The 26,210-nt window shown below is 33.2% G+C and carries 21 protein-coding genes and 1 pseudogene; 5 read left to right on the top strand and 17 right to left on the bottom strand.

Annotated features, from left to right (window positions below):
* Positions 1-70 precede the first annotated feature (70 nt).
* Entirely contained in the window at positions 71-1,762 is a 1,692-nt protein-coding gene (locus tag LpgJCM5343_RS04735; RefSeq protein WP_003648851.1) for an Rqc2 family fibronectin-binding protein, read from the bottom strand.
* Between the two features lie 188 nt (positions 1,763-1,950).
* Here LpgJCM5343_RS04735 and LpgJCM5343_RS04740 point away from each other — a divergent pair, with 188 nt between their 5' ends.
* The 3 genes from LpgJCM5343_RS04740 to LpgJCM5343_RS04750 all read left to right on the top strand — a co-directional run bounded on the left by LpgJCM5343_RS04740 (position 1,951) and on the right by LpgJCM5343_RS04750 (position 4,532).
* Positions 1,951-2,361 carry a MarR family winged helix-turn-helix transcriptional regulator gene (locus LpgJCM5343_RS04740; protein WP_003648850.1) on the top strand — a complete coding sequence of 137 codons (411 nt, stop codon included), beginning with the start codon at positions 1,951-1,953 and terminating at the stop codon, positions 2,359-2,361.
* Between the two features lie 137 nt (positions 2,362-2,498).
* Positions 2,499-3,356 carry a DegV family protein gene (locus LpgJCM5343_RS04745; protein ID WP_370738416.1) on the top strand — a complete coding sequence of 286 codons (858 nt, stop codon included), beginning with the start codon at positions 2,499-2,501 and terminating at the stop codon, positions 3,354-3,356.
* A gap of 84 nt (positions 3,357-3,440) precedes the next feature.
* Positions 3,441-4,532: a hypothetical protein gene (locus LpgJCM5343_RS04750; RefSeq protein WP_101890709.1), complete on the top strand. Its 1,092-nt coding sequence runs from the start codon at positions 3,441-3,443 to the stop codon at positions 4,530-4,532.
* A 69-nt stretch (positions 4,533-4,601) separates the two neighbouring features.
* Here the strand turns inward: LpgJCM5343_RS04750 and LpgJCM5343_RS04755 are convergent, their stop codons facing one another.
* From LpgJCM5343_RS04755 to parE, 9 genes are all read right to left on the bottom strand, one after another.
* Positions 4,602-5,486 (bottom strand): LysR family transcriptional regulator, encoded by an 885-nt coding sequence (locus LpgJCM5343_RS04755; RefSeq protein ID WP_039156572.1) that lies wholly within the window; start codon positions 5,484-5,486, stop codon positions 4,602-4,604.
* A 68-nt stretch (positions 5,487-5,554) separates the two neighbouring features.
* Positions 5,555-6,625 carry a tyrosine recombinase XerS gene (xerS, locus tag LpgJCM5343_RS04760; protein WP_049160561.1) on the bottom strand — a complete coding sequence of 357 codons (1,071 nt, stop codon included), beginning with the start codon at positions 6,623-6,625 and terminating at the stop codon, positions 5,555-5,557.
* A 1,348-nt stretch (positions 6,626-7,973) separates the two neighbouring features.
* Entirely contained in the window at positions 7,974-8,672 is a 699-nt protein-coding gene (locus tag LpgJCM5343_RS04765; RefSeq protein ID WP_003647298.1) for a YoaK family protein, read from the bottom strand.
* Between the two features lie 67 nt (positions 8,673-8,739).
* Positions 8,740-9,327, bottom strand: coding sequence for a peptidylprolyl isomerase (locus LpgJCM5343_RS04770; protein WP_077958943.1), 588 nt, complete (start codon positions 9,325-9,327; stop codon positions 8,740-8,742).
* Between the two features lie 62 nt (positions 9,328-9,389).
* Positions 9,390-11,183, bottom strand: coding sequence for a DNA helicase RecQ (recQ, locus tag LpgJCM5343_RS04775; protein WP_113576156.1), 1,794 nt, complete (start codon positions 11,181-11,183; stop codon positions 9,390-9,392).
* A 73-nt stretch (positions 11,184-11,256) separates the two neighbouring features.
* Positions 11,257-12,192, bottom strand: a complete 936-nt coding sequence (locus LpgJCM5343_RS04780; RefSeq protein WP_003647301.1) for a manganese-dependent inorganic pyrophosphatase — start codon at positions 12,190-12,192, stop codon at positions 11,257-11,259.
* A gap of 119 nt (positions 12,193-12,311) precedes the next feature.
* The gene (locus LpgJCM5343_RS04785; RefSeq protein ID WP_049160567.1) at positions 12,312-13,265 is read right to left on the bottom strand and encodes a LysR family transcriptional regulator; all 954 of its coding nucleotides are present in this window, start codon (positions 13,263-13,265) and stop codon (positions 12,312-12,314) included.
* 236 nt (positions 13,266-13,501) lie between these two features.
* Positions 13,502-15,982, bottom strand: a complete 2,481-nt coding sequence (gene parC, locus LpgJCM5343_RS04790) for a DNA topoisomerase IV subunit A (RefSeq protein WP_101890711.1) — start codon at positions 15,980-15,982, stop codon at positions 13,502-13,504.
* 16 nt (positions 15,983-15,998) lie between these two features.
* Positions 15,999-17,957, bottom strand: coding sequence for a DNA topoisomerase IV subunit B (parE, locus tag LpgJCM5343_RS04795; RefSeq protein WP_101890712.1), 1,959 nt, complete (start codon positions 17,955-17,957; stop codon positions 15,999-16,001).
* A 99-nt stretch (positions 17,958-18,056) separates the two neighbouring features.
* Here parE and plsY point away from each other — a divergent pair, with 99 nt between their 5' ends.
* Positions 18,057-18,716: a glycerol-3-phosphate 1-O-acyltransferase PlsY gene (gene plsY / locus LpgJCM5343_RS04800; RefSeq protein ID WP_039156556.1), complete on the top strand. Its 660-nt coding sequence runs from the start codon at positions 18,057-18,059 to the stop codon at positions 18,714-18,716.
* 102 nt (positions 18,717-18,818) lie between these two features.
* Here plsY and LpgJCM5343_RS04805 read toward each other — a convergent pair whose 3' ends face one another.
* Positions 18,819-19,433 carry a sugar O-acetyltransferase gene (locus tag LpgJCM5343_RS04805; RefSeq protein WP_101890713.1) on the bottom strand — a complete coding sequence of 205 codons (615 nt, stop codon included), beginning with the start codon at positions 19,431-19,433 and terminating at the stop codon, positions 18,819-18,821.
* Positions 19,434-19,555: 122 nt separating this feature from the next.
* On the opposite strand from LpgJCM5343_RS04805, the gene LpgJCM5343_RS04810 reads away from it, so the two are divergent.
* Positions 19,556-20,206, top strand: a complete 651-nt coding sequence (locus LpgJCM5343_RS04810; protein WP_101890714.1) for an endonuclease III domain-containing protein — start codon at positions 19,556-19,558, stop codon at positions 20,204-20,206.
* A 46-nt stretch (positions 20,207-20,252) separates the two neighbouring features.
* On the opposite strand, the gene LpgJCM5343_RS04815 is transcribed toward LpgJCM5343_RS04810, so the two are convergent.
* The 6 genes and pseudogenes from LpgJCM5343_RS04815 to LpgJCM5343_RS04840 form a co-directional block, all read right to left on the bottom strand.
* Positions 20,253-21,128, bottom strand: coding sequence for an aldo/keto reductase (locus LpgJCM5343_RS04815; RefSeq protein ID WP_101890715.1), 876 nt, complete (start codon positions 21,126-21,128; stop codon positions 20,253-20,255).
* Positions 21,129-21,196: 68 nt separating this feature from the next.
* Entirely contained in the window at positions 21,197-22,243 is a 1,047-nt protein-coding gene (locus LpgJCM5343_RS04820) for an aldo/keto reductase (protein WP_101890716.1), read from the bottom strand.
* 214 nt (positions 22,244-22,457) lie between these two features.
* On the bottom strand, positions 22,458-23,171 hold the full coding sequence (locus LpgJCM5343_RS04825) for a Bax inhibitor-1/YccA family protein (RefSeq protein ID WP_101890717.1): 714 nt from the start codon (positions 23,169-23,171) through the stop codon (positions 22,458-22,460).
* Between the two features lie 139 nt (positions 23,172-23,310).
* A pseudogene (locus LpgJCM5343_RS04830) lies at positions 23,311-24,204 on the bottom strand (amidohydrolase family protein).
* Positions 24,194-25,474, bottom strand: coding sequence for a replication-associated recombination protein A (locus LpgJCM5343_RS04835; protein WP_101890718.1), 1,281 nt, complete (start codon positions 25,472-25,474; stop codon positions 24,194-24,196). Before LpgJCM5343_RS04835 ends, LpgJCM5343_RS04830 begins: the two are co-directional and overlap by 11 nt.
* A 78-nt stretch (positions 25,475-25,552) precedes the next feature.
* Complete coding sequence (locus LpgJCM5343_RS04840) at positions 25,553-26,209, bottom strand: HI_0552 family protein (RefSeq protein WP_101890719.1); 657 nt, start codon at positions 26,207-26,209, stop codon at positions 25,553-25,555.
* Position 26,210 lies beyond the last annotated feature (1 nt).

The raw sequence follows: 26,210 nt of genomic DNA on the forward strand, positions 1-26,210 counted from the left end.
ATTATGTAAACTAGAGGAAACATAAAAACGCTCAATTTATAGAAAATGAAATCTATAAGTTGAGCGTTTTTTATATTTTTTTACTTAAAACGTCGTGTTCATCAGGGGTTACTTCAATTGAATTTTGACCAGTATAGATAACGAAACCAGGTTTAGCTCCATTTGGTTTCTTAATTCTTTTTACTTGAACATAATCTACGGGAACATGACCAGAAGTTTTTCCTTTTGAAAAGTATGCTGCAATTTCAGCTGCTTCTTTAATGTCTTCATCGCTTGGACTGTCATCTTGTAATATTACGTGGGAGCCAGGCATGTTTTTAACATGGAACCAATAATCACGTTTGTCAGCCTTTTTTAAAGTTAACCAGTCATTTTGATAATTGTTTTTTCCAACTAATACTTTCTTTCCATCACTCAATTTGAAAGTATTCAAATTTTTTTCGCTAATTTTTTTCTTGCGTCGACGGTTGTGAGTCTGTTCTTTCAAATAGCCTTGATTAATTAATTCATCCCTGATTGCATCAATATCTTGAGGATCAGCATTATCAATCGCGGTCTGAATAGAATCAAAATAATCTAAATTTTCATTGGCTACTTTTATCTGCTCGTTAACGTGTTTAATTGAATTACGTAATTTTTGATAACGAGTAAAGTATTTCTGAGCATTTCTAGCAGGAGAGAGAGCAGGATCAAGTTTTATTTTCAATGGTTGATTATTTTCATAATAATTTGGTAAGTCAATACTTTCCATACCAGGTTTTACCTCATGAAGATAAGCATTAAGTAATTCGCCCTTGATTCGATAGCCTTCAGAATTTTCAGCTTGATCTAATTGTTTACGTAATTTAATAATTTTCTTCTTGAGCTTTTTAAGTTCATTATTAACGATATTTTCAACTTTTTTAGACTTTTGTTTTACCCATTCGCGATTAGCTTGCTCGCGGTAAAAGTTATCAAGAGTTTCGTTGATATCGTCATTAGAGTAAATCAGATTTAGCTCAAGATGATAGGGAAGATAAGTATATACTCGATCTTTATGCTTAATAGTCTGTAAAACATACCCCTTAGGTCTATTAAATTGATTAAAAAATGTTTGCAAGGAGCTATAGGAAAAGTCATCTTCTAGATAACCTGTGAATTCTTTTTTATCATCTCCATCTAAACCGTTAAATTGCTTTACAAAATCTATCGGTTCAGGATATTTTTTCTTTAAATCGTTGAAATGGTCTAAAGATAAATGAAAACCATTAAGTCCTGGTAAAAGCGGTGGTAATTCATAAGATGCATGCGGAAGTAATAAACGAGCCCGGTTTTCATCAGGATTAATTCTCTTAAGCAAGTCAATAATCTTATTATCATCAGCATTATATAAGATGACATTACTGTGACGCCCCATTAATTCAACTGATAAGATAAGTTGCATTTCGTCGCCAAGCTCATTTCGATTAGAAAAATAAAAATTAACAATTCTTTCTACGCCGACTTGCTCAATTTTTTTAAGAATTGAACCTTCTAAGTATTTACGTAGAACCATGACAAAAGTGGGGGCAACATCGGGATTTGTAATTGTATCTGTTGTAATATAAAAACGCGGATTTTGAGCATTTGCAGAAATTAATAGACGTTGATTTGTACGATCTTTTCTAAAATTTAAAACTAAGTCTTGTTCGAATGGTTGATAGATTTTTGTAAGCTTTCCTCCAGTTAAAGCGGGAGAGAGATTTTGTAAAAGACTATGAATAAATAAGCCATCAAAAGCCATAAGTGTCCTCCTTAAAAATAGTATATATATTATACTCTTTAATACTATAAATTTCCTTAGTTACCAATTACGTGATTTTTTCACAAATATTGTTAAATTTTCACAAGTCTTGTGAAAATTTAAATTATGTCTTAGAATTATTGTTGATTAGACAAAATGGGAAATATAAGCATAGGTGGTAAATAAAAATGGATGTCCTAATATTTAATAGTGTTAGTGAAAGTATTAAGCGGGCGATTAATAAAAAATGTGGGTTAAATCTTTCTCAAACTCGTTTATTACTTTTCTTCGACCGTCATCAGAATGAAACATTGACGATGGGAGAATTAGCACAAGCACTAAGTATATCGCTTTCTACCTTAAGTAGACAAATTAAGCAGAAAAAAACTGCTGCTTTAATTCAAGTTGAACGTTCAAAGAAGGATTCTAGTAAATCTTTAAATTTGAATGCTGAAGGATTAGCCAAAGCCCAGGAACTAAAAGATGTTTTAAGACAAATCGAGGCGCAGGTTTTTTCTACTTGGAGTCAAGAAAAAATTCAAGATTTTGATAGTAAGATGCAAATTGTTGTTAACAACTTAATGGCAGATGAGTTATAAATCAACGATTATATTTAAAAAACAATTGATTTTATGATATAATTTCATTTTGATAAGTAGTATTGCAGCATGCAACTTAATGCTGCCATTTTAATTTTAAGGTAGGTTTTCACACGTGAAGATAGCACTCATTACAGATAGATATAAGCCCAGAAGAAGCCAAGGCCAACGATATTACTGTAGTACCAATCCCAGTTATCATTGGAGATAAGCAATATATGGATGGGATAGATATTACTGCGGAAAAACTTTTTGAGCTAGAACGCGATGGAGCACCTTTTCCGAAGACTTCGCAACCTAGTCCAGGTACTATGCTTGAACTATGTCAGAAATTAAAAGATGAAGGCTATGAAGCAATTATCGCTATTCCATTAACGTCAGGTATTTCCGGTTTCTACAATAGCTTAGTTAACTTAGCACATAATCATCCTGAATTTAATCTTTACCCTTATGATCCAGCAATGACAGTTCGTTCAATGGGAAACTTAGTACTTGCAGCCGCCAAAATGATTAAAAATGGGTGGGAACCTAAAGAAATTTTAGCTAAGCTTGATGAAATCAGAGATACAATCGATGTTTTATTTGTTGTAGATGACTTAAATAATTTAGTTCGTGGTGGCAGATTAAGTAATGCGAGCGCCTTTATTGGTACTATGCTTCAAATTAAGCCACTGTTAACATTTAAAAAAGATGATTATCAAATTGTAAGCTTTGATAAAGTACGTTCAATGAAGCGTGCGGTAAAGAAAGCAGAAAATATCACTATTGAACGAATAAATAATTCACCAATTAAAGATAAAATAGCATTAACCGTTTATAATTCAAATGACTTAGAACAAGCTACTAAGGTTAAAGATGATTTTCAAGCCGCTTTCCCTAATATGACCATCAAAATGTTCAATTTTAGTTCTGTGATTGCCACATATTTAGGAGAGAAATCTCTTGGTATTACTTGGATGGCAGACATTGATAAAATGGACTTTAGTAAAAAATAATCATATGAAAAATAGGAGAGCTAGAGTTGCTTTCCTATTTTTTTAATAAATAAAGAAAAACTAAAGTGAGAGTGAACTAAATTAATGAAAAATAAATTTTTAAAAATTTTAGGCTTAGTCGCAGGGGTAGGATTTACGTTAGTAATAGTCTTTCAAGTGATTTTAGCAATGAATACGAGCGCTATCAAAAATTCAACTCCCACAACTGTTAACTCAGCTACAAGTAATAGTAGTGATAAAGAAATTATTGCTGAAGCATTAAATACTGATTTTAAGAGTTACAAATTTAAAGTAAAGAATTCACCTGGAATTGAGGCTACTAGAACTTGGTCAGGCAAATATCAAAATGACCCGCTTAAAGCACAAGCTAAAGTAGATAAGACTTCTATGTGGCTAAATGAAGATAAGGTATATCAGAAGATGTGGGATAATACCGGAAGTCCAAAATGGAAGGCTTCATCTACAATGACGCCTAACAAGGTAGTCAGTCAGTTTGATCCAGCTATTATCTTAAGTGGAAGTAAAGCAATTAAGAATAATATGAAACTGAAAAAATCTGGCTCTGTTTATCGTGTTAGCTATAGCGGAAGTAGTTTACGTTTCTGGAATAAAACCCACAAGAAGCTAATTAAAAAGCTTAAGGGTAATGCTTCAGGTCTTGATAACGAAGGTGCACTTAAGCGACTAAAAGTTGAATATACTTTAAAAGAAAAAAGTGGACACCTAGTTTTGACTAGTTTTTCATTTTATTTGCGTTTTGCTTATGCTGGTTATAATATCTCGCAAGAGGGTACGTATTCAGAAATCAATGCTATTAAAGTAAGTACACCTAATGCATTAAAATCGAAGTCCTCTACCAAGAAGAGCCACAGAGTGTACCATCCAAAAGCTGATGATAGTTTTGATATCAATATAGATTCAGAAAACTCACATTCTTCTCAATCTAGTCAATCAAGTTCAAGCTCAAGTAGTCAGCAATCTAGTTCATCACAAAGTAGTAAATCTGAAGAGCATAATGATGCTAAGCAAGATTCACAAAACCAAAGTAACGCAACAAGCCAGTCAGCAGACAATAAAGAATCTAACCAACAGTCGCAAAACAATAATACAAATACTAATAATCAACAAGGGCAAAATCAAAATAATCAGCAGCCTGCATCAGGTCAGAGTCATTAGAAATAGATAATTTAAAAAGCTTTGAAAAATCCAATTTGGAATTTCAAAGCTTTTTTTACTGGACTAAACTTATTTTTCATTTTTTATAGAATTACGTAATAATTTAAGAAATAAACGCGCAACGTTTGATAGTTGAACTCGTGAATTCCAAATTAACCGATTATGATCAATTATTTTGGGTTGAAGTGGAATAAAACAAAGATTGCTCTCCGGGGAAAGTGAAAGTAAATCTTTATAAATTAGCAGGCAATATAGTCCTTTTTCTACTAGATATTGCAGATTATCAGGTAAATTAAATGTGGCTACGATATTTAATTTTTGCGGATCAGTACACCAATCTCTAAAGTTATCAGAATCAGCTGTGTGCTTAGAAATAATAAGTGGATATTTCTGAAGGTCTTCAGGGACAATATATGGTTGCTTGGCAAGAGGATGATCTTTACTTACAATTATTCCATATTCATTATTTTCAGGAAGCGTAAGGCTATTAAAGTTTTGAGTCGTGTCATATTGTCCCATTGTAATTCCAAAGTCTAAAATACCACGCTCAATTTTCCCTTCGATCATAGAAGAATTCCCATTAAAAACATGAATTTTTACTTGAGGGTAATTTTTAACAATATTATTTACAATATCCATTACACGCTTAATTGCAATACTTTCTCCAGCTCCAATATATAATTCACCAGAAATGATTTTAGAATGTTTTAAATTTTGTTGTGTCTTATTAGCTAAAGAAATAATTTCTTCAGCATGTTCTTGAAGATAATAGCCTTCCTGAGTTAACGTAATTTCTTGATGTCCGCGGTAAAACAAGGTTACACCAAGTTCTTCTTCTAGATTTTTTAACTGTCTTGACAAGGATGGCTGACTAATATGAAGAGAATTAGCAGCTTTTGATATATTTTTTTCTTCGCAAACTGCCAGAAAGTATCTTAAAACTCTTAACTCCATAAGTGATACCTCTCATTTTTAATATAAACTATCATATTTATTATAATTAAAATAGTACTATACTTAAATTAATCTTGATTCTTATGTCTATTGATCTTATTGAGAGCAGCTTTTTGCTTTTTTTGATCTACGTGAGTATACAAGTCAGTTGCCGTAGTTCCTTTTTGACCTAATTGTTGTGCTACGAGAACTTGATCTTTAGTTACTTCGTACAGCTCACTGGCCAAAGTATGGCGTAATTTATGCGGTGTTAGAGGTTTTCCAAAAGCAGCAGAATATTTATTGACCATCTTTTCAACAGCATTTGCAGTCATTCTTCTGGTTTTTCCATGCCATCTGGTTAAAAAGAAGGCTATATCATCTCTATCTGCATGGTAGCGATCGGCACGTATTTCTTGATATTTTTTTAAATAAGGAATAGTCCAGTCAGCAATCGGGACACTATCTTTTTGACCACCTTTTCTAATCACATCAAGCATTTCATCTTTTAGGTTAATGTTACGAACATTCACACTAACACATTCTGAAACTCTAATTCCTGTACCTAAAATCAATGCAATAATAGCGATATCACGTTCATGATTTTTTTTGAAAGAAGGTAGAGACTGTTTATTACATTTATGCTCGTATTCATTTTCAATAAAATCTAAAAATTGATATTTTAAATCACCCATGTACATATGAGATTCTAGAACATGAGCTCGGTAATTCAATGTCTTAGTATCATTCAACGAATTAATTTTTAACATGACATTACGATCAAAGTATGGTTCTCCATGATTATTGTCTGAGGTAATTGTTAAAAATTTATATAAAGAACGCAGGGCATTAATTGATCGATTAATTGTAGTAGGTGAGTTTAATCGTCCTTGTTGGTTTTTGGTGTGTTTAAGATGATGAATATAAAGCATAACATCATTTCGTTGCATGTCTTCTAGTGTCACTAGTTCAATTTCTTTATTGGAAGAAGCTGTAGATAATTTATTTTGTCTCAACCAATCAAAAAAGCGACGAATTTCTGTTAAATATTGGTATGTTGTAGTTAATGAATGAGTGGTGCCAAGATTATATTCTTTTACAAAATCAGGCATATTCGCCAACTCTTGTTTAATTAAGGATAAATATTTGTTAGTTTCCAATTTATAGTCTCCTCGAACATAGGTTTGTATATATTATATCTTATTTAAGCAATTTAGTCTTGTCCCCTAATCTTTTCTAAGTAGGAGAGGGGGGAGAGTATCCATAAGTAAGAAGAAATTAGATAAATAATAACCTGAAAATGTAGAAGTTAGTTTACAGATTGCTAGGAGGAACATAACTAAAACTGGAATGCGAAAATTCTAAGGTAATTTAATAATTGATGAACTGAAAAGTTAATTTAAATTAATTTGGCAAATTTCAAGATAATTAAGGAGTTGATTATATAATTTAGAATTTGATTGAAATAGTATTTATTAACTATATATTTATTAACTGAGGCGTTAAGGCTGTATAAATGTTTGGATTTAATTAGAGGAGAACGGGATATAATTTCTAATTAAACATTAAACTAATTCACAGGAATTTTTTGCTGAAACTTACAGCTTTTTGGTATGTATGAGGAGGTTTTGTTCTTAGTATTTTGAAGACACCGATAAGACACTAATCAAGTGTAATTTTAAAGGTAAAAATAGAATTTTATAATAATTAAATGTAATTTGTAAGCATTGATTATCAGCAAAACATTGATGTTTCGGGAGAGTCTCTTATACCTTTCATTAAAATTATTGTTTTAATGAAAGACCATTACGTATATATTGATAATTCTAGACTTTAATTTTAATAAGAAAATAAATTAAAATACCCGCAATAACAATTGATAGATAAAAATTATTATGACCAGGTTTACTATGATTATGCTTTATCTCTTTTTACCTTTTATTTTGAATGTTTCATAATAATTTTAAGAAATATTCAACTTAGTATCTAGCATATCCGAACTAACATGATCTAATTAAAAGCTTACTGGATTTAGATGAAAGAAATGTATCATGAACAAAAAAGTTTCGCATCCAGTAATTTATGAGTTCTTATAGCTAACAACTTAACAACTATTAATCAAGAACCATTTTAAAAGACGTAGAATCGTCATCTCAGCACTAAAGAAATAATCTAATCTGATTAATTGATAAAAATCTTTAGCTTAGTATTTTCAGCTGATTAATAAATGAAATAGAGGCTAAGGAAGATTTCTGACTGTAAAAAGATTAATGTGTTCTAATTGAAATGCTAGTAAATTTAAAAATGATTTTTAAAAAGTAACTTTTGATAAATAGTAGATAATTAGTTGATTGACTGTTGATTGTGATTAATTACAAATATGATATATTTTTAAATATTACTTTACATAATATATATTACACGAAGTATAGTCAAGATGAACTAAGCTACTCTCTTTTATAAGTAAAAAAACTTTGAGTTTTATCATTCTCAAAGTTTCTCTATTAATTATTCATTTTTAGAAAAAGATAGTTTCTTTCTTTTATTTAAAGAGATCGTATAAACGATATTGATTGCTCCTAAAAGTAAAACAGCAAACCAAATAGTTTTTAAAACAAAGATCTTTTGGAGCAATGCTGATACAATTGCACCAAGTGCAAATGCAATAACCAAGAACATATAGTTAACAGCTGCGTTATGCTGTGACTTATCTTCACCAAAGAAATATGCGCTCCAAGCAACTACAGATTTTTTTAAGTTGCCAGTTGTAAATGCATTATTATATCCCATACCTTCAATTTTACTAAATGATGCATTCTGAACCGCTAAACCAAACGCAATTACCGGAACTACATAATAATTTGGTACGTTTTTAGGAACGAAACCAACGCCCAAGCAAATAAATAGAATTGGAAATAAACAAAATACACGCCAATAATTACTTTTTACATACTTATGAAAAAGTCCAACAAGTAGTAATCCTAAGGTAAAAGCAATAAACGTTGTTGCCCTGTTTAACATACCTGCAATATTATGGTCAGCAAATGCTGACGCAAAGAAGATGACGTTTCCTGTCTGCCCAGCAGATAAAGTATGTCCCCGTTGAATATAAGTATAGGCATCAATAAATCCCGCAGAAAAAGTCAATGCTGTAGCTAAAATACGCGATTCAGATGGACGATATTTTTCATCTGAAAATATTCCCATGATTAACCTCCAAGTTATAGTGAAAACAAATTAAAAACATGATCGATTTAGACCATGTTTAATTTGTTTAATCTTCAATATGAATACTCTTAATAATCACATCTTCTTTTGGCTTATCATTTGTCTTATCACGTGGAACCTTTGCAATTTCATCAACAACATCCATACCTTTGATCACTTGACCAAAAACAGTATGGCGACCATCAAGCCATGGTGTTCCACCTTGCTTGTATGCCTTAACTAATTCTTTAGGATAACCTGCAGCATCCATTTCTTTAATCATGCGTTTAGGTACGTTTTTATTTTGAACAATAAAGAATTGGCTGCCATTTGTATTAGGCCCAGAATTAGCCATGGAAAGCGCACCACGTACATTGAATAATTTGTTTGAAAATTCATCTTCAAAAGGATGTCCCCAGATACTTTCACCACCAGTACCGTCACCCTTTGGATCACCGCCCTGGATCATGAAATCACTAATTACTCTATGAAAAGTAGTGCCATCATAATAGCCTTTTTTAGCTAAACGGACAAAATTTTCAACAGTCATTGGAGCTTCTTTTTCAAATAATTGAATTTTAATATCTCCATGATTTGTTTGAATTAAGGCTTTTGGACCTTTTGCATTTTCTAGGTCTAATTGTGGATATTGCATATTAATCCTCCTGAATTTTATACTATTCTAATTCATTTTACACTTTATTTAACTACACTTCATTAGTCTGCGTCTTCTTTCAAGTAATTTTTGATTGCAGCTAGCATAATTTGACCATAGGATTTAAGCTTAGCTTGACCTACTCCTGAAATATTTAAAAATTCTGCTTGTGTCTTAGGTTTTTGCAGTGCCATTTCTCTTAAAGACTTATCTGAAAAGATATAAAAAGCTGGTATCCCCTGTTTTTTAGCTAAATCTAAACGAACTTCTTTTAAGCGAACAAATAAGTCATTCTCTTCTTTCGGAATTTGATTATAGGTTTGACTTAATTTTTCTATTTTTTTAGAAATCTTTTGAGTTACACGCTTTTTATTATCTAAAACGTCCCATCCTAAGTTAGTCACATGAACTACTGGATATTGACTATCAGTCAGTTGTAAATAATTATGGCTAATTAGATAGTTTATTAAGTTTATGACCCTACTCTTTCCAATCTTTAAACTGCCATAATGCCTTAAATGAGCTGCATCAATTTCTCTCATGCGTTGATTATTTGCTCCTGAAACTACATCAGCAACTACAGTCTTGCCAAAACGACCATCTAATTCATAAATAGTTGAAATAATGCTTTTACTTTCTGACGTAATGTCTTTTTCAATAAAGGTTCCTAAACAGTTAGAGCACTTACCACAGGGCTCACACCTTTGTCCAAAATAGCTGACGATAAACTGTTGTGAACACTCTGTGGTATTAACATATTTAGTAATCATAGCTTGTTTTTGATACTGTATTTTTTGATATTCATCAGCTAAATCAGATTGTTCAATAAACCAACGATAGAGCCGGATATCTTTAGGATGATAGATCATGATACCCTCGCAACGCTCACCGTCTCTACCTGCTCTGCCAGCTTCTTGATAATACGATTCTAAGTTTGGCGTACTGTTAGCATGAATTACAAAGCGCACATTTCTTTTGTCAATCCCCATTCCAAAAGCATTAGTAGCAACTATCACTTGTACTTTATCGAATTGAAAAGCATCTTGTACATCTGATCTCTCTTCATTAGAAAGACCAGCATGGTAACTAGCTGTTAGAATGCCATTTTGAGCTAAATAGTCAGTTAATTCTTCAACATGTTTTCTTGTACTGGCATATATAATTCCAGATTCATTAGGGTGCTTTTTAATATAGTCTAAAAGATACAAGTTAGTATTTTTAGGATTATCCACTACCTTGAAACTTAGATTTGGCCTTGCAAATGAAGTAATAACATAATTTTTATTAGGTATCTGCAATTGTTCTGCTATGTCTTTTTGAACTGAGGGTGTGGCAGTTGCAGTTAAGGCCAAAATATTCGGATTACTCTTAATTGATTTGACGCCATCCATTATTTGGCGATACGCTGGTCGAAAATCATGTCCCCACTGTGAAATACAATGTGCTTCATCGACTGCTACTAATGAAATATCTAAGAAGTTTAGCTGATAGCGAAAATAATCCATTGCTAATCGCTCAGGAGTCACATACAGAAGCTTTATTTTGCCTTCATATGCTTGTCTTAAAATTGGATTTACTTCTTCTTGAGGAGTCGCCGAATTTAGGGCTGCCGCATTAATACCATTTTGCTTTAAGGAATCAATTTGGTCTTTCATTAGCGAAATTAAGGGAGAAATTACTAAAGTCAAACCGGAATTAACTAAGGCGGGAATTTGATAGCACATTGATTTTCCTGCACCAGTTGGCATTACTGCTAGAACATTTTCTCCTTTAAGAACTAAATCAATAACTTTTTCTTGTCCTGGGCGAAATGTTGTGTAGCCAAATACATCTTTTAATACTTGTAATGATTTCATTTTTCCTAATTAAATAAAAAAACAAGTATGAAAGATCATACCTGTCTTTTCTAAAATTGAACTAAATAATAACTTAAGCTTCAAAAGCATTAGTTAATGGAGGAACAACTTGCTTCTTTCTTGAAACAACACCTGGTAACTTAACTTCTGAATCTGACAATTTAGTATTAAATGCCTTTTCAAACTTAGCTTTTGATTCATCACTACCTACTACTAAAGCTTCTGAATCTGAATCAAGAATATTGGTAATCAAAAGCATGAACATATCGTAGCCTTCACTCTTTGAAGCTTCATCCATAGCCTTTAAGAAAGCTTCTTTACGCTCTAAAGCCTCTGGCAAGTCAACAACATTAATTTGTGCTACACGAACGTTGCTGCCATTTAATTCAAAGCTCTTAGCGTCTAAATCGATTAAGTCTTCTTCTGACTTATCAGCAATATTGGTACCAGCTTTTAGCATTTTAAGACCATATTCTTTGTAGTTAACACCAGCAATGTTGGCTAAAGCTTCTACAGCTTCTTTGTCTTGATCTGTAGTAGTTGGTGATTTTAATAATAAAGTATCTGAAATAATAGCTGAGAGCATAATTCCAGCAATATCTTGTGGAATTTCAATTTCTTTTTCGTTGTACATCTGCCACATAATTGTACTTGTACAACCAACTGGAGCTGCACGATAGTATAAAGGATCAGCGGTATTAAAGTTCATGATACGGTGGTGATCTACTACGTGAGTCACTTTAACTTTATCAATGTCAGAAACACTTTGTTGAGGTTCATTGTGGTCAACAAGCATAACTGCATCAACTTCGTTTGAAGCAGTTTTAATTACACGAGGTGCAGTAAAACCGAATTTATTCAAGGCATACTTAGTTTCATCGTTAGCTTCGCCCAAAGCGACTGCTTCAGTATCGTAACCTAATTTATTTTGTAAGTATGAGTATGCAATTGCAGTTCCGATTGCATCTGTATCAGGATTTTGGTGACCAAAAATCAATTCTTTTGCCATTATATAGAGCTCCTTTAAAATTATATCTATTTAATATTTTAGATTAAAATTTGAACTTAAGCAAATCAATCCCGCACTAAAAAGCATTGCTTTTAGTTATAAAAACAATGCTTCTAAAACTAGATATTAACTTTAACCTCTTCTAATCGACTATCATAATCTTTTTCATTAATAAATTTATCCCATTCTTTTAAGAAATTAACTAATCGAGGTATCTCACTCTTGTTTTTACGATAAATAAAGCAACTTTCAAAGTTTGTTTCATGCTTTGGCTCTAATGGAGAGAGCGTGATTTGAGCCTTGTGAGCCTTATAGAAGCTCTTTGAAACATAAGTGTCGTAATCAGTTTGTTCCGCAAATTTTATTAGTTGATAAGGAGCAGTAAAAGTAACTGGAGTTAGCAACTCATTATTTGGAAATTCAGTAGCATAAAATCGACGCACAATTTGAGGCAAGTAGTAATCCTTAGGGTAAGTTACCCACTTATGTTGTGCTAACTTATAAAATTTCGTTTCTGGATTATGAGTTAAAAATACTACTGATTCTGGATAAATTTGTTTAGCCATATATTGCTTCATGTTTTTTACAGTAGCATTGTGATCTGGCATATAAAGAACTGCTAAGTCTAATTGATTATTATCTAATTTGTCCCAAAGCTCTGTTCTATTGTAAAAGCCGACATGTAAGGTTATCTCTGGATATTTCTGGTTAAATTCAATTAGAAATTGATCGATAACCCTAGCTTCAATAGTGGACAATACACCTAATGAAATAGTCCCAGTATCTGATTTTGTATATTGCTGGATACTATCAACGGCATTATTAACTGTTGAAAATAGTGCCTTGGCTGTTTCCTCCATTTTTAGACCAGCATCAGTTAAATAGAGCTTTTTCCCCATTTGACCAAATAAGGGAGATCCAACTGCACGTTCCAATTTCTTAATTTGTTGAGTTAATGCAGGTTGGGTTATTCCTAAGATTTGAGCTGCTTGAGTGTAACTCATGTTATCAATTAATTGAAGAAAGTAACGTAAAGATTTCGCAGATAGAACTGCATCAGTATTTGTTTTCATGATTGAATGCCTCTTATATAAATCTGGAATAACATCTAATTGATATAAATTTAAAATACATACAATTATTTTCTGATAGCCTTTTATAAAGCCTATTATTCATCCTACACTTTTTATCATAACACCTGTATCTAGATAATGAAAATATTTACATAAAATATAAGCTATTTTTCTATAATTATTTATCTTAATAAAAAAGCTAAGAGTAGCTTTAGAATGCTATTCTTAGCTTTCATTTAAAATAAGTCTTCTGTTCTATCTCTTCCGTCTGCTAATGGTTGACCTAGCGTTAATGAAATTGGTGTTCCATCTGTCATTGGATCTAAAACAAATGAACCATTTGAATATCGATCACCTAATGGAAATTCAGATGTATTTAATTCGATATGACGATCACTAGAAGTAGTTAAATGCAAGATATGATTCTCGCCGTAGCTACTAATTGCCATGATTCGATGAGGTTTAGTTTTAAGTTCACGTAGTACTAATACACCTCGTTTAGCACGAGTTACCTTGTTTATTAAGTTAAGTTTTAGCTGCTTAAATGCCCCACGTTGAGTAATAATCCCAATATGAATCAAGTCAACATATTTAGGATCGGCAAGAACATAATTTACGATATAATCATTGTCTTTAAGGTTAACGGATTTAACCCCTACTGCTTTAGAACCCGAAGTAGGAATTTCACTAATATCAAATCTAACTGCATATGCTTGATTAGTTATTAAGGTAATTTCTTGCTTACTATCTGGTTTAACTTGATCAATTCTTACGACTTTACTGTCTTTACTCTTAAGCTTAATTGCAGTGATCGCACGAGATTTATAAGTTCTAGTTGGCTGCAAATCAGCTAAGGTAACTTGTTTAATATAGCCATCGTTTGTGGCAATTAAAAAGTTCAAACTTGCTTTTAAGTCATTAATTTCAAATACTCGAATGATTTCTTCGTCATTATCAAGTCCGATTTCTTGAGAAAGGTGTTGACCAGTTTCTTTCCACTTTGTTTCTATTAATTCATGGACTGGTCGATAAATAAGGTTTCCTTTATTGGTGAAAATATAAAGGTTATCTAAGGTTGACATTGTCTTTTCAAAAATAACCTTATCGCCATCAGGTAATCCATTATCGCTTGTGTCAGTCGACTGGAAGGAACGAATGGATGAGCGTTTTAAGTAGCCATCTTTACTTACTAATACACGAACGTCTTCATCGGCAACTAAAGCTTTTTCGTTAATTTCAATTTTAGCTGCTTTAGCTGTGATTTCAGTTCTTCTTGGAGAACCAAATTCTTTTTTGACCGCGTTTAATTCTTTAACTACAACTTTTTCTAGAACTTTATTGTCGCTTAAAATTTCATTGAATTTGTCAATCTTTTTATTTAGTTCTGTTTGTTCTTTCTTAAGTTGGTTAACATCAGTATTAGTTAAACGGTACAGTTGCAAAGAAACAATAGCTTCTGCTTGATTAGGAGTAAATTCATATTTAGCAATTAAATTATTTTTAGCATCCTTTTTATCTTTAGAAGATCTAATTGTCTTAATAACTTGATCTAAAATATCCAGCGCATGAATCAAACCTTCAACGATTTCTAGTCGCTGCTTTGCCTTTTTTAAATCAAATTCAGTTCTTTTAGTAACAACCTCTTTTTTATGGGTCAAATATGAAGATAAAATTCGTTTCAAGCCAACTTGGACGGGAGTCATACGGTCAATTGCAACCATATTGAAGTTATATGAAACTTGCAAATCAGTGTTCTTAAAAAGATAGTTCAAAATATTTTGACTGTCTGCGCCCTTTTTTAATTCAATAACGATTGAAAGTCCATGACGGTCAGTCTCGTCTCTTACTTCGGAAATTCCATCAATTTCCTTATTTAAACGGATTTCATCAATTTTCTTGACCATCATCGCCTTGTTGACGCCAAAAGGAACTTCAGTAACTACGATTTGTTGACGGTGTCCCTTAATATCTTGAATAGTGGTCTTAGAGCGAACTTGTATTCTTCCACGACCAGTTTCATAAGCTTCCTTAATGCCTTTTGTTCCAAGTACAATCCCACCAGTTGGAAAATCTGGTCCTTTGACAAATTCCATTAAATCATCTGTGGTGGCATCGGGATGTTTCAAGAGATAAACAGCTGCGTCAATAACTTCAGCTAGGTTATGTGGCGGAATTTCTGTCGCATATCCAGCTGAAATCCCAGTTGAACCATTAACTAATAAATTAGGAAAATGCGCAGGTAGGACAGTTGGTTCATATTCTGTGTCATCAAAGTTCAAAATCATTTGAACTGTTTCTTTATCAATATCCTGTAAAAGCAAATTAGAAATTTTACTTAAACGAGATTCCGTATAACGCATTGCTGCTGGACCATCCCCATCCATCGATCCATTATTACCGTGCATCTCGATCAAGGGTTCACGCATCTTCCAGTCTTGAGATAAGTGAACTAGCGCACCATAAATGGAACTATCTCCGTGAGGGTGAAAGTTACCCATTACATTTCCGACAGCCTTAGCAGCTTTTTTATAAGGTTTGTCATATGTATTATTATCTTTATACATTGCATAAAGAATACGACGTTGAACAGGTTTCAAACCATCTCGAATGTCAGGGAGAGCACGTTCTTGGATAATATATTTTGAATATCGTCCAAATCTTTCTCCCATAACTTCTTCAAGAGGTAATTCCCTAATTCTTTCAGTAGTTTTTACCATTTAAAAATCTAACCTCTTAATCTCTACTTGTTTCTAGAATTGAACCATCTTCGCCCATGCGGAATTTAACATTTTCGTCGATCCATTTTCTTCTCGGAGCAACCTTATCTCCCATCAAGGTTGTCACACGCTTTTCAGCAAGTTGTGCATCATCAATCTTAACTCTAATTAAAGTACGAGTTTCAGGATTCATGGTAGTTTCCCATAACTGATCAGCGTTCATTTCACCTAAACCTTTAAACCGCTGTAAAGCAAATCCTTTACCCATATCTTTAGAGTCTTCATTTAGTTCTTCATCAGTCCAGGCATATTTGATCTTAGCTTTTGCACCGTTTCCCTTTTGAAGCTTGTAAAGTGGTGGAAGTGCGATATAAACGCGCCCTGCTTCAACCATTGGACGCATATATCTGTAAAAGAAGGTTAACAACAAAATTTGAATATGAGCACCATCAGTATCCGCATCTGTCATGATGATGATTTTATCGTAATTAGCATCTTTAATTTGAAAATCAGAACCAACGCCAGCTCCAATAGTATGAATCATAGTGTTAATTTCTTCGTTCTTAAAGATATCTTGCAATTTAGCTTTTTGTGTATTCAATACTTTACCACGCAATGGTAAGATTGCTTGAAATTTTCGATCTCGGCCTTGTTTTGCAGATCCTCCAGCTGAGTCACCCTCGACTAGGAATAATTCATTTTTCTTAGGATTACGTGATTGAGCAGGGGTTAATTTTCCAGAAAGAATTTCTTTCTTTCGTCTCTTTTTGCCGCTTCGACTTTCATCTCTGGCCTTTTTAGCAGCTTCACGCGCATCCCTAGCTTTTTGAGCTTTTTGAACTAAACTTTGGGCAAATTCTCCATTTTCCATTAAGTAATAAGAAAGTTGCTCGTAAACAATGCTATCAACAACACTTCTTGCTTGTGGAGTACCTAATTTACCCTTGGTCTGTCCTTCAAACTCTAATAATTCTTCAGGGATCTTAACAGATAAGACTGCACTTAGGCCTTCACGGTAATCACTACCTTCTAGACCCTTATCTTTATTTTTTAACAAGCCCTGCTTTTTAGCATAATCATTAAAAGCTTTAGTAAATCCACTTCTTGCACCAGCCTCATGACTACCACCATCAGCAGTACGAACATTGTTTACAAATGAAACAAAGTTTTCTGAGTACCCATCGTTATACTGACCAGCGAATTCTACCTCAATGCCATTTTGCTGACCAGAAAAGTAGAATACATCTCCCATCGTATCTTTATCTTCATTTAAGTAAGATACAAATGACTTAATTCCATCTTCATAGAGAAATTCATCATGATGTTCGGGTTCGCGTTCATCGGTTAAAGTAAATTTAACACCCTTTAAAAGAAATGCTGATTCACGAATTCGTTCTTGAATAGTTTCATAATTATAGGTAGTAGTTGAAAAGATAGTCGTATCTGGTTTAAAAGTAATCGTGGTACCATTCTTATCTTTAGTTTTACCCAAATGCTTAAGAGTGCCAATCGGATGTCCACCATTTTCAAATTCTTCTTCATAAGCCTGTCCGTCTCTAACGACTCTAACCTTTAGATAAGAAGATAATGCGTTTACGACAGAAGAGCCGACACCGTGCAAGCCTCCAGAGGTTTGATAATTTTTCTCAGTAAACTTACCACCTGCGTGCAAAACAGTCAGAATAACCTCAATTGTTGGAATTCCTGATGCATGCATTCCGGTTGGCATTCCACGTCCAAAGTCCTGAACTGTAACCGAATTATCTTTATGAATAGTTACGTTAATTTCTTTACCATAACCAGCCATTGCTTCATCAACTGAGTTATCAACGATTTCGTAAACTAGTTGATTTAGACCATGTCGATCAGTTGAACCGATATACATTCCTGGACGTTTTCTTACTGCCTCTAGTCCATGAAGAATCTGGATCGAAGAATCATCATATGAACTGGTCGTTTTATTTGTTTTAGCCAAATAAATGCCTCCATTTTTAACAGACAATCAAAATCAATCCCACAGCTATTATAATCTCTGTTAAAATAGCTTTAGATTTTAAATGGGGTTGAAAATTAAATGTCTACGTTGAATTATTTACTAGTTTTTATTTTAGCATACTTAATTGGGTCCTTTCCTACAGGTGTGTTAGTCGGAAAAATATTTTTTCATGAAGATATAAGAAATTTTGGATCAGGAAACATTGGAACAACTAATTCATTCAGAGTAATGGGACCGATAGCTGGAAGTGCGGTTTTAATTATTGATGTATTAAAAGGAACACTTGCTACCGATTTGCCTTTAATTTTCCATTTAAAGGGACCAAAGTATTTATTATTAATTGCCGGTGCCTGCGCTATTTTAGGTCATACTTTCTCAATCTTTCTAAAATTCAAGGGAGGAAAAGCGGTAGCAACTAGTGCAGGTGTATTCCTAGGCTACAATCTAAAATTCTTTGGACTATGTGCAGTAGTATTTTTACCAATGCTCTTTATTACTTCATACGTAAGTTTATCTAGTTTAGTTTCAATAGTGATAATTTTTATTTGTTCTTTCTGGTTTCATGATGTCTTTCTGACTATTATTACTGGAATCATGATGGTCTTATTGTTTGTAAGACACCGTTCTAATATTAAACGATTAATCAATCATGAAGAAAATATCGTTCCTTTTGGATTATGGTATTGGTATAAAAAATCCCATGGATTACTCAATAGTAAATCTAAAATAAATAAATAGTAAGAACAAAAGACTGCTAAAGTTAATGCTTTAACAGTCTTTTTTCATAGTTATTATACTTCATTCAAACAAGTGTTCGCAAGACGATTCTATAGCAAATTTTTAGTAAGGATAATTATCTAAGCGATCTTTTTCAGTAATTTTTCTTACTACCCGACCTGGAACTCCTAAAACAAGTGAATTATCAGGAATATTTTTAGTTACTACGCTCCCTGCTCCGATAACACAGTTCTTACCAATAGTTACGCCCGGACAGACAGTCACGTTACTTGCTAGCCAACAGTTATCGCCAATTGTAATTGGAGCACCATATTCGATATCAGCAATTTTCCCATCTTTTTGAAGACGTGCATTACGTTGCTCAGGCAATAAGGGATGAAGTGGAGTTACTAATGAAGTATTTGGACCACACATTACATTATCACCAATCGTTACAGGACAAGTATCTAAAATAGTTAGGTTAAAATTGGCATAAAAATTCTTACCTAGTTTAGTAAATTTTCCATAGTCAACCTCAATTGGTCCTTGTAAATACACTCCTGTTTCATGATTTGGAAATAATTCATCAATAATTGCTTTTCTAACTTCTTTATCTTCATCGGCGGTTTGATTATAGTCCCTACTTAAACGATGAGCTTTCGTTGAAATTCTGCTTAACTCCTCAGTGTCTGGACGATATGGTAAACAGGCGAGCTTTTTTTTAGTATTTTCTTCCATTATCAAAACCTAGTTTCTTATCTTTATCTTTTTATTTTATCTATTAGTACCTAAAATATCATATTTTTGTTAAATTGAATGCTTAAGATTATGATAATTAATTAGTTAGTGGAGGAATAATAATGAAAAAGATCGATTTGAATGAACTCTATGACTTAATGTACGACCACCTAGATCCTAATGGCTGGTGGCCTGGGCGAAGCGACTGGCAAGTAATTTGGTCAACAATTTTGATTCAAAATACTAATTGGAAAAATGTTGATAAGGCCTTAGCAACTCTGTACCAAGCTACTAATTTCTGGCCAGAGAACATCTTAAAGATGCCCGATGATAAATTAGAAAAGGCCATTGCTTCTGCTGGCTTCTATACTAGAAAAGCTGCCACTCTGAAAAGATTGGCAACCTACTTTCAGAAATATGATTTTGACCTAGATAAATGTCGCCAATTATCTAAAGACCAGTTACGTTCTGAACTGCTTAGCATTAAAGGAATTGGTCCAGAAACAGCAGATGTAATCTTAATGTATGGTATTCAGAAAGGCGAGTTCGTCGTTGATAAATATGCTAGACGATTATTTAATTGTTTAGATTACCAACTTCCAGTTTCTTATCAAAAGGCAAAAGATTTAGTTGAAGCTAATGTCGATCATTTTACACTGCGTAATTATCAGAATTTTCATGCGATGATTGTTATATTTAACCAGCAATATAAACTTCCAAAAGATTTTGAAAATACTTTTTTGAATGGTCATCAATTAATAATTGAAAAGTAAAAGAGACTAGTACTAAGCTAGCCTCTTTTGTATTAGATTGACCTAATTATTCTGAATCACGAAGTTGTCTCAAACTTTCGCCAAAAATATTATCAATAGCAGCTGGATCACGGTGGTCGAAGAATTGACTTTCGCCCTTGTCTAGTTCCTTAATCTTTGCCATTTCATCTTGTGTTAGTTTAAAGTCAAAGATATTAATATTCTCTTTTTGATGTTCATCATGAACAGCCTTGGGAATAACTACGATGCTCTTTTGAGTTAACCAACGTAAGATAACTTGTCCAACAGTTTTATGATGATTCTCAGCAATTTCTTTCAAAACTTTATTATTGAAAATGTCGTGCTTACCATTTGCAAATTGTGCCCAAGCCTCGACTGCTACGTCTCTTCCTTGGAAGAACTTAACATCGTTAGTTTGCTGGAACCAAGGACTAATTTCAATTTGATTAATTGCTGGTTTGTCTTCATGAGCTAATTCTAAGTTCATGTATTGGTCAGGATAAAAGTTTGATAAACCAATTGAACGAACCTTACCTGCGCGCTTAGCGGCTGCTAAAGCATCCCAAGCACCAAAAGTATCGCCATAGGGTTGGTGAAGTAATACCAAATCGATGTAATCAGTACCTAATTCTTTTAAGTCATGATCAATTGCATTTGTGGCCTTTTCATACGACATATTTGAAACCCAAATCTTAGTAGTTAAAAAGATGTCATCTCTATTAACAGCACTCTCAGCAATAGCTTCACCGACTGCAATTTGGTTGTCATATGCCTCAGCAGTATCAATCATTCTATACCCATTTGCTAAAGCCATTTCTACTGTTTGTCTTGCTTTTTCATGGTCCGGAATTCTAAACACGCCTAAACCTAACTGAGGCATTTTATTACCATCATTTAATGTAATTGTTGGAACTTCTGTCATAGTATAGTCCTCCTTTTTCTAACAACTTCATTTTAGTGCTAGAAAAGTAATAAATAAAATATATGGGACTATTTTTCAGCGTTATTAGTCAAATACTGCGTCCAGTTATGTTCACGGTCACGATTGTCGGCCATCACGCCTTCTAAGTCATGCGCTTTATATGGCGCCTCGAGCGCATGGACTTCGTCTTTACTTAAATTAATCTTGATAGCTTCTTCTAAAGCATCTAAGTGGTGTGCCTTTGTAGCCCCAACAATCGGAGTAGTAACCTTAGTTTTAAGCCATGCTAGAGCAATTGTTGCCATTGAAGTATTGTGATTTTGAGCTATTTTTTCCACTTCATCAATAATTGGGCGATCAATATTGACAGTTTTACCATACTTATCTTTTTCTGAAAAAAGATCTTGTTTTCTTCTAATAGTTTGCGTACCAAATGGATGAGCAAGTCGACCACTAGCTAAAGGACTATAAGGCGTTAGTCCTAAGTTGTTTTCATGAGCAAAGGTAAATAATTCACGTTCATCTTCACGATAAATAAGATTGTAATGATCTTGAATAGAAACAAATTGCGGATAATTATGTTCTTTCATATAGTCATTCATTTGAGCAATTTGCCAGGCGTAAGCATTAGAAATTCCAAGATAGTGAACTTTACCACTTTTTACTGCTTCAGCTAATCCGTCAGCAATTTCTTCCATGGGAGTTAGCCAATCCCAAATATGATAGATATATAAATCTACATAGTCTGTTTCTAGATTTTTAAGACTTTGATTTAAAGAATTTAGAACATGCTCTTTACCAGAAACCTTATTTTTAATTTCTTCTGGAGTTCTAGTAGCAAATTTGGTTGCAATTAAGACTTTGTCTCTGTTAGTTAACTTATTTACTGCTGCACCTAAAATTCTTTCACTTGCACCGTCTTGATAAGCTGGAGCAGTATCAAAAAAGTTAACGCCCAAGTTAATTGCTCGACTAATTACTTCAGCAGCTGCTTCTTGCCCCACCGTCCATGAACGGTCATTGACGCTACTTCCGCTTCCTTTACCAAAACCCATGCATCCCAATGCAAATTGAGAAACACTCAAATCTGATTTACCTAGTTTATGATATTGCATTTATAATTCATCCCTCTTGTCTTTTTCTTAATTATAGATAGGGTAAAATATAAATGTGAAATATTTATTGTAAATGCTTTTCTATTACTTTTAGGTATAGTTCTTAAAAATTAAATGTATAAAAATAGCCCCAAGTATATATTTAAAAGAGGCTATAAATAAACTAATAAAATTTGTTTCAAGTATTAAACCTGAACGTCAATAAATATAAAAACTAATCATTATCATTAGAACCAAAAATATCTAAGAACTGTAGGAACAAGTTAACAAAGTCTAAATACAATTGAAGTGCTCCTAAAACAGCAAGACCATTGGCTGAAATTTCTCCGCCAAATTGTAAATAAATATTCTTCATTCTTTGAGCATCCCAGGCAGTTAAAATAGTAAAAATAATAACTGCAATAAAAGAGAAAATATAATCTATTGTTGGATTTTTTAAGAAAAGGTTGATGAGCATGGCTACTATTAAGCCAATTAAGGCTGCTGATGCATAGGATCCAATTCTACTTAAGTCACGTTTTGTTACTGTTCCTAGAATAGCCATTACAATAAAGACACTTGCTGAAGCTATAAAGGCTGAAGCAATATCTTCGCCAGTATAAGCACCTGCAATAAAGGCAAAAGTTACGCCATAGACAATTGCTGTGAGCATTAGTAAAACAAAACTCATTCCTGGACTTCTAGTAGCATTGAAATTAATAATTAAAGTCAATGCTATTGGTAAAAGTAATAAAAACCACATTGCCCAAGGATGATGATTCATTAAATTAAGCATCTGTTTAGCAAAAACAGTCATTGTTAGGTATGAACTTACAGCAGATACTAAAACTGCTAAAGCCATTAAACCATATAGTTTACTTAGAAATGTATTTAGGCCAGATTCATCGACTAAGTGCCGGCGTTCTGGTTCTTGATCAAAGTTATACATAATATATCCTCCAATCTCCACTATTCATCTTTAATGTAGCACTTAGTCAGAACAAAGAAAAAAGAAATGTATTATAAAATTTTTGTAATAAAAAGACTGAGCAGCTCTTTAACCACTCAATCTTACATAAACGAACAGGTTATTTAATCATATGTTGGTAATTTGTCTCAAAGATCTTCTTATCATATAAATCGAAAATATCAAGATTTTCAATTGCATCAGTGACTATCTTATCAGCACCTGCTGGCATAACTGCAAACGGAGCATCAGTTCCAAACAAAACATGATTAATACCAAAATAATCTAATGCAAGTTGCAAAGCAGGTGTATTCCCTAAAATGACTGTGTCTACATAAAAGTTCTTAAACATCTCTGCATGTTCTTGATCTAAAATATGATCAATTCTACCACTAAAGAACGGCACCATTGCGCCAGCGTGATGAACAAGAATCTTTAAGTCGGGTGCCTTTTTGAAAATATCACTTTGAACTAGCTGCAACATTGCTTGCGATAATTCATATTCCCAAGAAAAGACTAAATTATTATCAGGCTTACGATTATCAAATACAGGATGAAGCCATAACGGAAGATTTAGTTTTGCTGCTTTTAATAAAATAGGTTCAAATTCCAGATCAGCAATGCTTTTTCCTAAATGACGTGTGAAAATTTGTGCTCCCACTAAATAAGGACTTTTCTCAATATTCTCTAGAATCTTAAGCGAGGCAGGGATGTTATTCATAGCTAGCATCCCTACTCCAGCTTCAAAATACTTTGGATGATTTGCAACAATACCAGCTAATTCTTGATTAGCATATTGGGCAATCTTACTTACCTCGTCTCCGTCAACAAAGTCTTCTGATTAATATTTGCAAAAGAAACAACTTGCTTAGGGCCACTTGGCTATTCTTTCATCTAAATTAACTAAAGTTTCTATCTTAATAAAGGAATACTTTTACGGAATTGTCGCATCAATATCAAGCATTGCTTGATAAAATTCCGGCGTTAAAATATGTGCAAACACATCAATTTTCATAGTTATTACCTTCTTTATCATAATCCTTACCATAAATATATTGATGCAGCTTCAAATACTGCTGTTCAAACTTTTTCTCACTTGCGTTGTCTTTTGCAAAATAATACCGCTTTCCTTCGAGTCCTTTAGGCATATAATTTTGCTTTGCGATCTGAAAGGGCTGCGCAAATGGATTGTCAATCAGTCCACCACCAGTTATTTCTTCAGAATGTTTATAGTGCATATCGCGGAGTCCTCGCGGCATTGGATGATTACTTGGATGATCAGTATCTTCGTCTAATTTTTGCCAAATTTCATCGAAAACACCTGACTTTGGCGATAAACACATCAGCATTGTTGCAAACATCAAAGGATATTTTGCCTTAGGCATCCCAATTTTTTCTGCTTGATTAGCCGCAATCACAATCTGTGTAGCTTGCTCAGGATTAGCTAAGCCAATGTAAGTATATGGAATCTCACGCAGACGCCTGACTACTGAAGGTAAATCCCCATTTTTTAATAAAACTGCTAAATAATATAAAGCTGCGTCTGTGTCAGAACCGGCCATAGAATCGGAATAAGCAGCTAAGTAATCATAGTGCTTAGTTGCTTTTCGGTCATAGGCAAAATGTTGTCCTTTTACAAATTGCCTTACTTCTTCAACTGAAAGATCCTCATTAACTGCATGAATCGTTTCTAAAAGATTTAATGCAACTCGTAAATCGCCATCGGCAGAAATTGCAATAATCTTAACTGCTTTTCGGTCAATATTTTCATCTTTAAAATGAAAGACTTCTTTTAAAGCACGGACTAAAACTTGTTCAATATCTTCATCACTTAACGTTTTGAATTCAAAAATCTGACACCGTGATCGCACTGCTGGCACAATCGACATAATAGGATTTTCAGTAGTTGCCCCAATTAAAAGAATACGTCCATTTTCTAAATAAGGCAGCAGAAAATCTTGCAGCGTAGTGGTCATCCGGTGAATCTCATCAATTAATAAAACAAAGGATTGATAAGGATATGTATTAATGATCTGTGTAAGCTTAGCTTTATTATCAATTGAAGCGTTAAAAGTTGCCAATGGATAGTCAAATTCACGAGCAATAATTTGAGCTAAACTAGTCTTTCCTGTTCCTGGTGGTCCCCAGAGAAGCAGTGAAATTGGTACATGTTTTTTAATAATTTGATAAAGAGGACGTCCCTCTTCAATTAAATCTTTTTGACCTACAAACTGTGATAAATCTTTAGGCCTGATTAAGTCTGCTAATGGCTTTCTTATTGGCATAGAATTCACTCGCTTACTTATAGTAAATTAAATCTCACCCTAATTATTAGCACAGTCGCTCGTTTTAGACAAATTTATCTAACGCTCTATTTTTTCATATAACGGCAATAATTGCTTAATCCCATCCAAAATAAATTCTTCTATATCTTCAACTTGATCTTGATTTCTAAAAGCAAACTTGCCCAGTAAGAAACTTGTTTTGATGGCTTCTTCATTAAACGTAATTTGCTTTTTTGCGTCTTTTAAATAATCATTCAAGGACAAATGATCTACAAATTCCATCTCATTTTTGTCCCATAAGTACCAGTTACTAATTTTGCGATTCTTTGCCCAAGTTGGAATATCAGCTAATAATTTATTATATTGTTCAGAACTGTCACCGCGTTTTTCACTCTTATAATGTTGAAACATTAAATAAACTTGCAATTGTTTTTTATCGAGCTTTACACCAATGCAGGGGCTTTTATCAGCCAAAGTATTTAAACGATAAGCTGCCCAATAATGATCGCGCAAGTTCCAACCATTTATCCAACTTTCGACATGAACTTTAGCAAATTTATCTTGTGGTAATTTTAGATAAACACTAAGATTTAACTTTTTCCACGTTTGCCAAACATCTTTAAAACTTGCTTTTATTTGCGCTAGCTCCTCTTCAGAATATTCCTCTTTCAGCTTTTTAAAAGAATATTCGTCACGATCAAAAATTGCATACATTTCTTCAGTTAATTTAGTCATT

The organism is Lactobacillus paragasseri (genome assembly GCF_003584685.1).
GTDB lineage: Bacteria > Bacillota > Bacilli > Lactobacillales > Lactobacillaceae > Lactobacillus > Lactobacillus paragasseri.

Excerpts from the sequence above, each read along its gene's own strand:
- parC (WP_101890711.1), bottom strand. The coding sequence starts at position 15,982 with ATGGTAAAAACTACTGAAAGAATTAGGGAATTACCTCTTGAAGAAGTT.
- LpgJCM5343_RS04810 (WP_101890714.1), top strand. The coding sequence starts at position 19,556 with ATGAAAAAGATCGATTTGAATGAACTCTATGACTTAATGTACGACCAC.
- LpgJCM5343_RS04835 (WP_101890718.1), bottom strand. The coding sequence starts at position 25,474 with ATGCCAATAAGAAAGCCATTAGCAGACTTAATCAGGCCTAAAGATTTA.
- LpgJCM5343_RS04765 (WP_003647298.1), bottom strand. The coding sequence starts at position 8,672 with ATGGGAATATTTTCAGATGAAAAATATCGTCCATCTGAATCGCGTATT.
- LpgJCM5343_RS04820 (WP_101890716.1), bottom strand. The coding sequence starts at position 22,243 with ATGCAATATCATAAACTAGGTAAATCAGATTTGAGTGTTTCTCAATTT.
- LpgJCM5343_RS04750 (WP_101890709.1), top strand. The coding sequence starts at position 3,441 with ATGAAAAATAAATTTTTAAAAATTTTAGGCTTAGTCGCAGGGGTAGGA.
- recQ (WP_113576156.1), bottom strand. The coding sequence starts at position 11,183 with ATGAAATCATTACAAGTATTAAAAGATGTATTTGGCTACACAACATTT.
- LpgJCM5343_RS04755 (WP_039156572.1), bottom strand. The coding sequence starts at position 5,486 with ATGGAGTTAAGAGTTTTAAGATACTTTCTGGCAGTTTGCGAAGAAAAA.
- LpgJCM5343_RS04805 (WP_101890713.1), bottom strand. The coding sequence starts at position 19,433 with ATGGAAGAAAATACTAAAAAAAAGCTCGCCTGTTTACCATATCGTCCA.
- LpgJCM5343_RS04785 (WP_049160567.1), bottom strand. The coding sequence starts at position 13,265 with ATGAAAACAAATACTGATGCAGTTCTATCTGCGAAATCTTTACGTTAC.
- LpgJCM5343_RS04825 (WP_101890717.1), bottom strand. The coding sequence starts at position 23,171 with ATGTATAACTTTGATCAAGAACCAGAACGCCGGCACTTAGTCGATGAA.
- LpgJCM5343_RS04740 (WP_003648850.1), top strand. The coding sequence starts at position 1,951 with ATGGATGTCCTAATATTTAATAGTGTTAGTGAAAGTATTAAGCGGGCG.
- LpgJCM5343_RS04780 (WP_003647301.1), bottom strand. The coding sequence starts at position 12,192 with ATGGCAAAAGAATTGATTTTTGGTCACCAAAATCCTGATACAGATGCA.
- LpgJCM5343_RS04815 (WP_101890715.1), bottom strand. The coding sequence starts at position 21,128 with ATGACAGAAGTTCCAACAATTACATTAAATGATGGTAATAAAATGCCT.
- LpgJCM5343_RS04770 (WP_077958943.1), bottom strand. The coding sequence starts at position 9,327 with ATGCAATATCCACAATTAGACCTAGAAAATGCAAAAGGTCCAAAAGCC.
- LpgJCM5343_RS04840 (WP_101890719.1), bottom strand. The coding sequence starts at position 26,209 with ATGACTAAATTAACTGAAGAAATGTATGCAATTTTTGATCGTGACGAA.
- LpgJCM5343_RS04735 (WP_003648851.1), bottom strand. The coding sequence starts at position 1,762 with ATGGCTTTTGATGGCTTATTTATTCATAGTCTTTTACAAAATCTCTCT.
- plsY (WP_039156556.1), top strand. The coding sequence starts at position 18,057 with ATGTCTACGTTGAATTATTTACTAGTTTTTATTTTAGCATACTTAATT.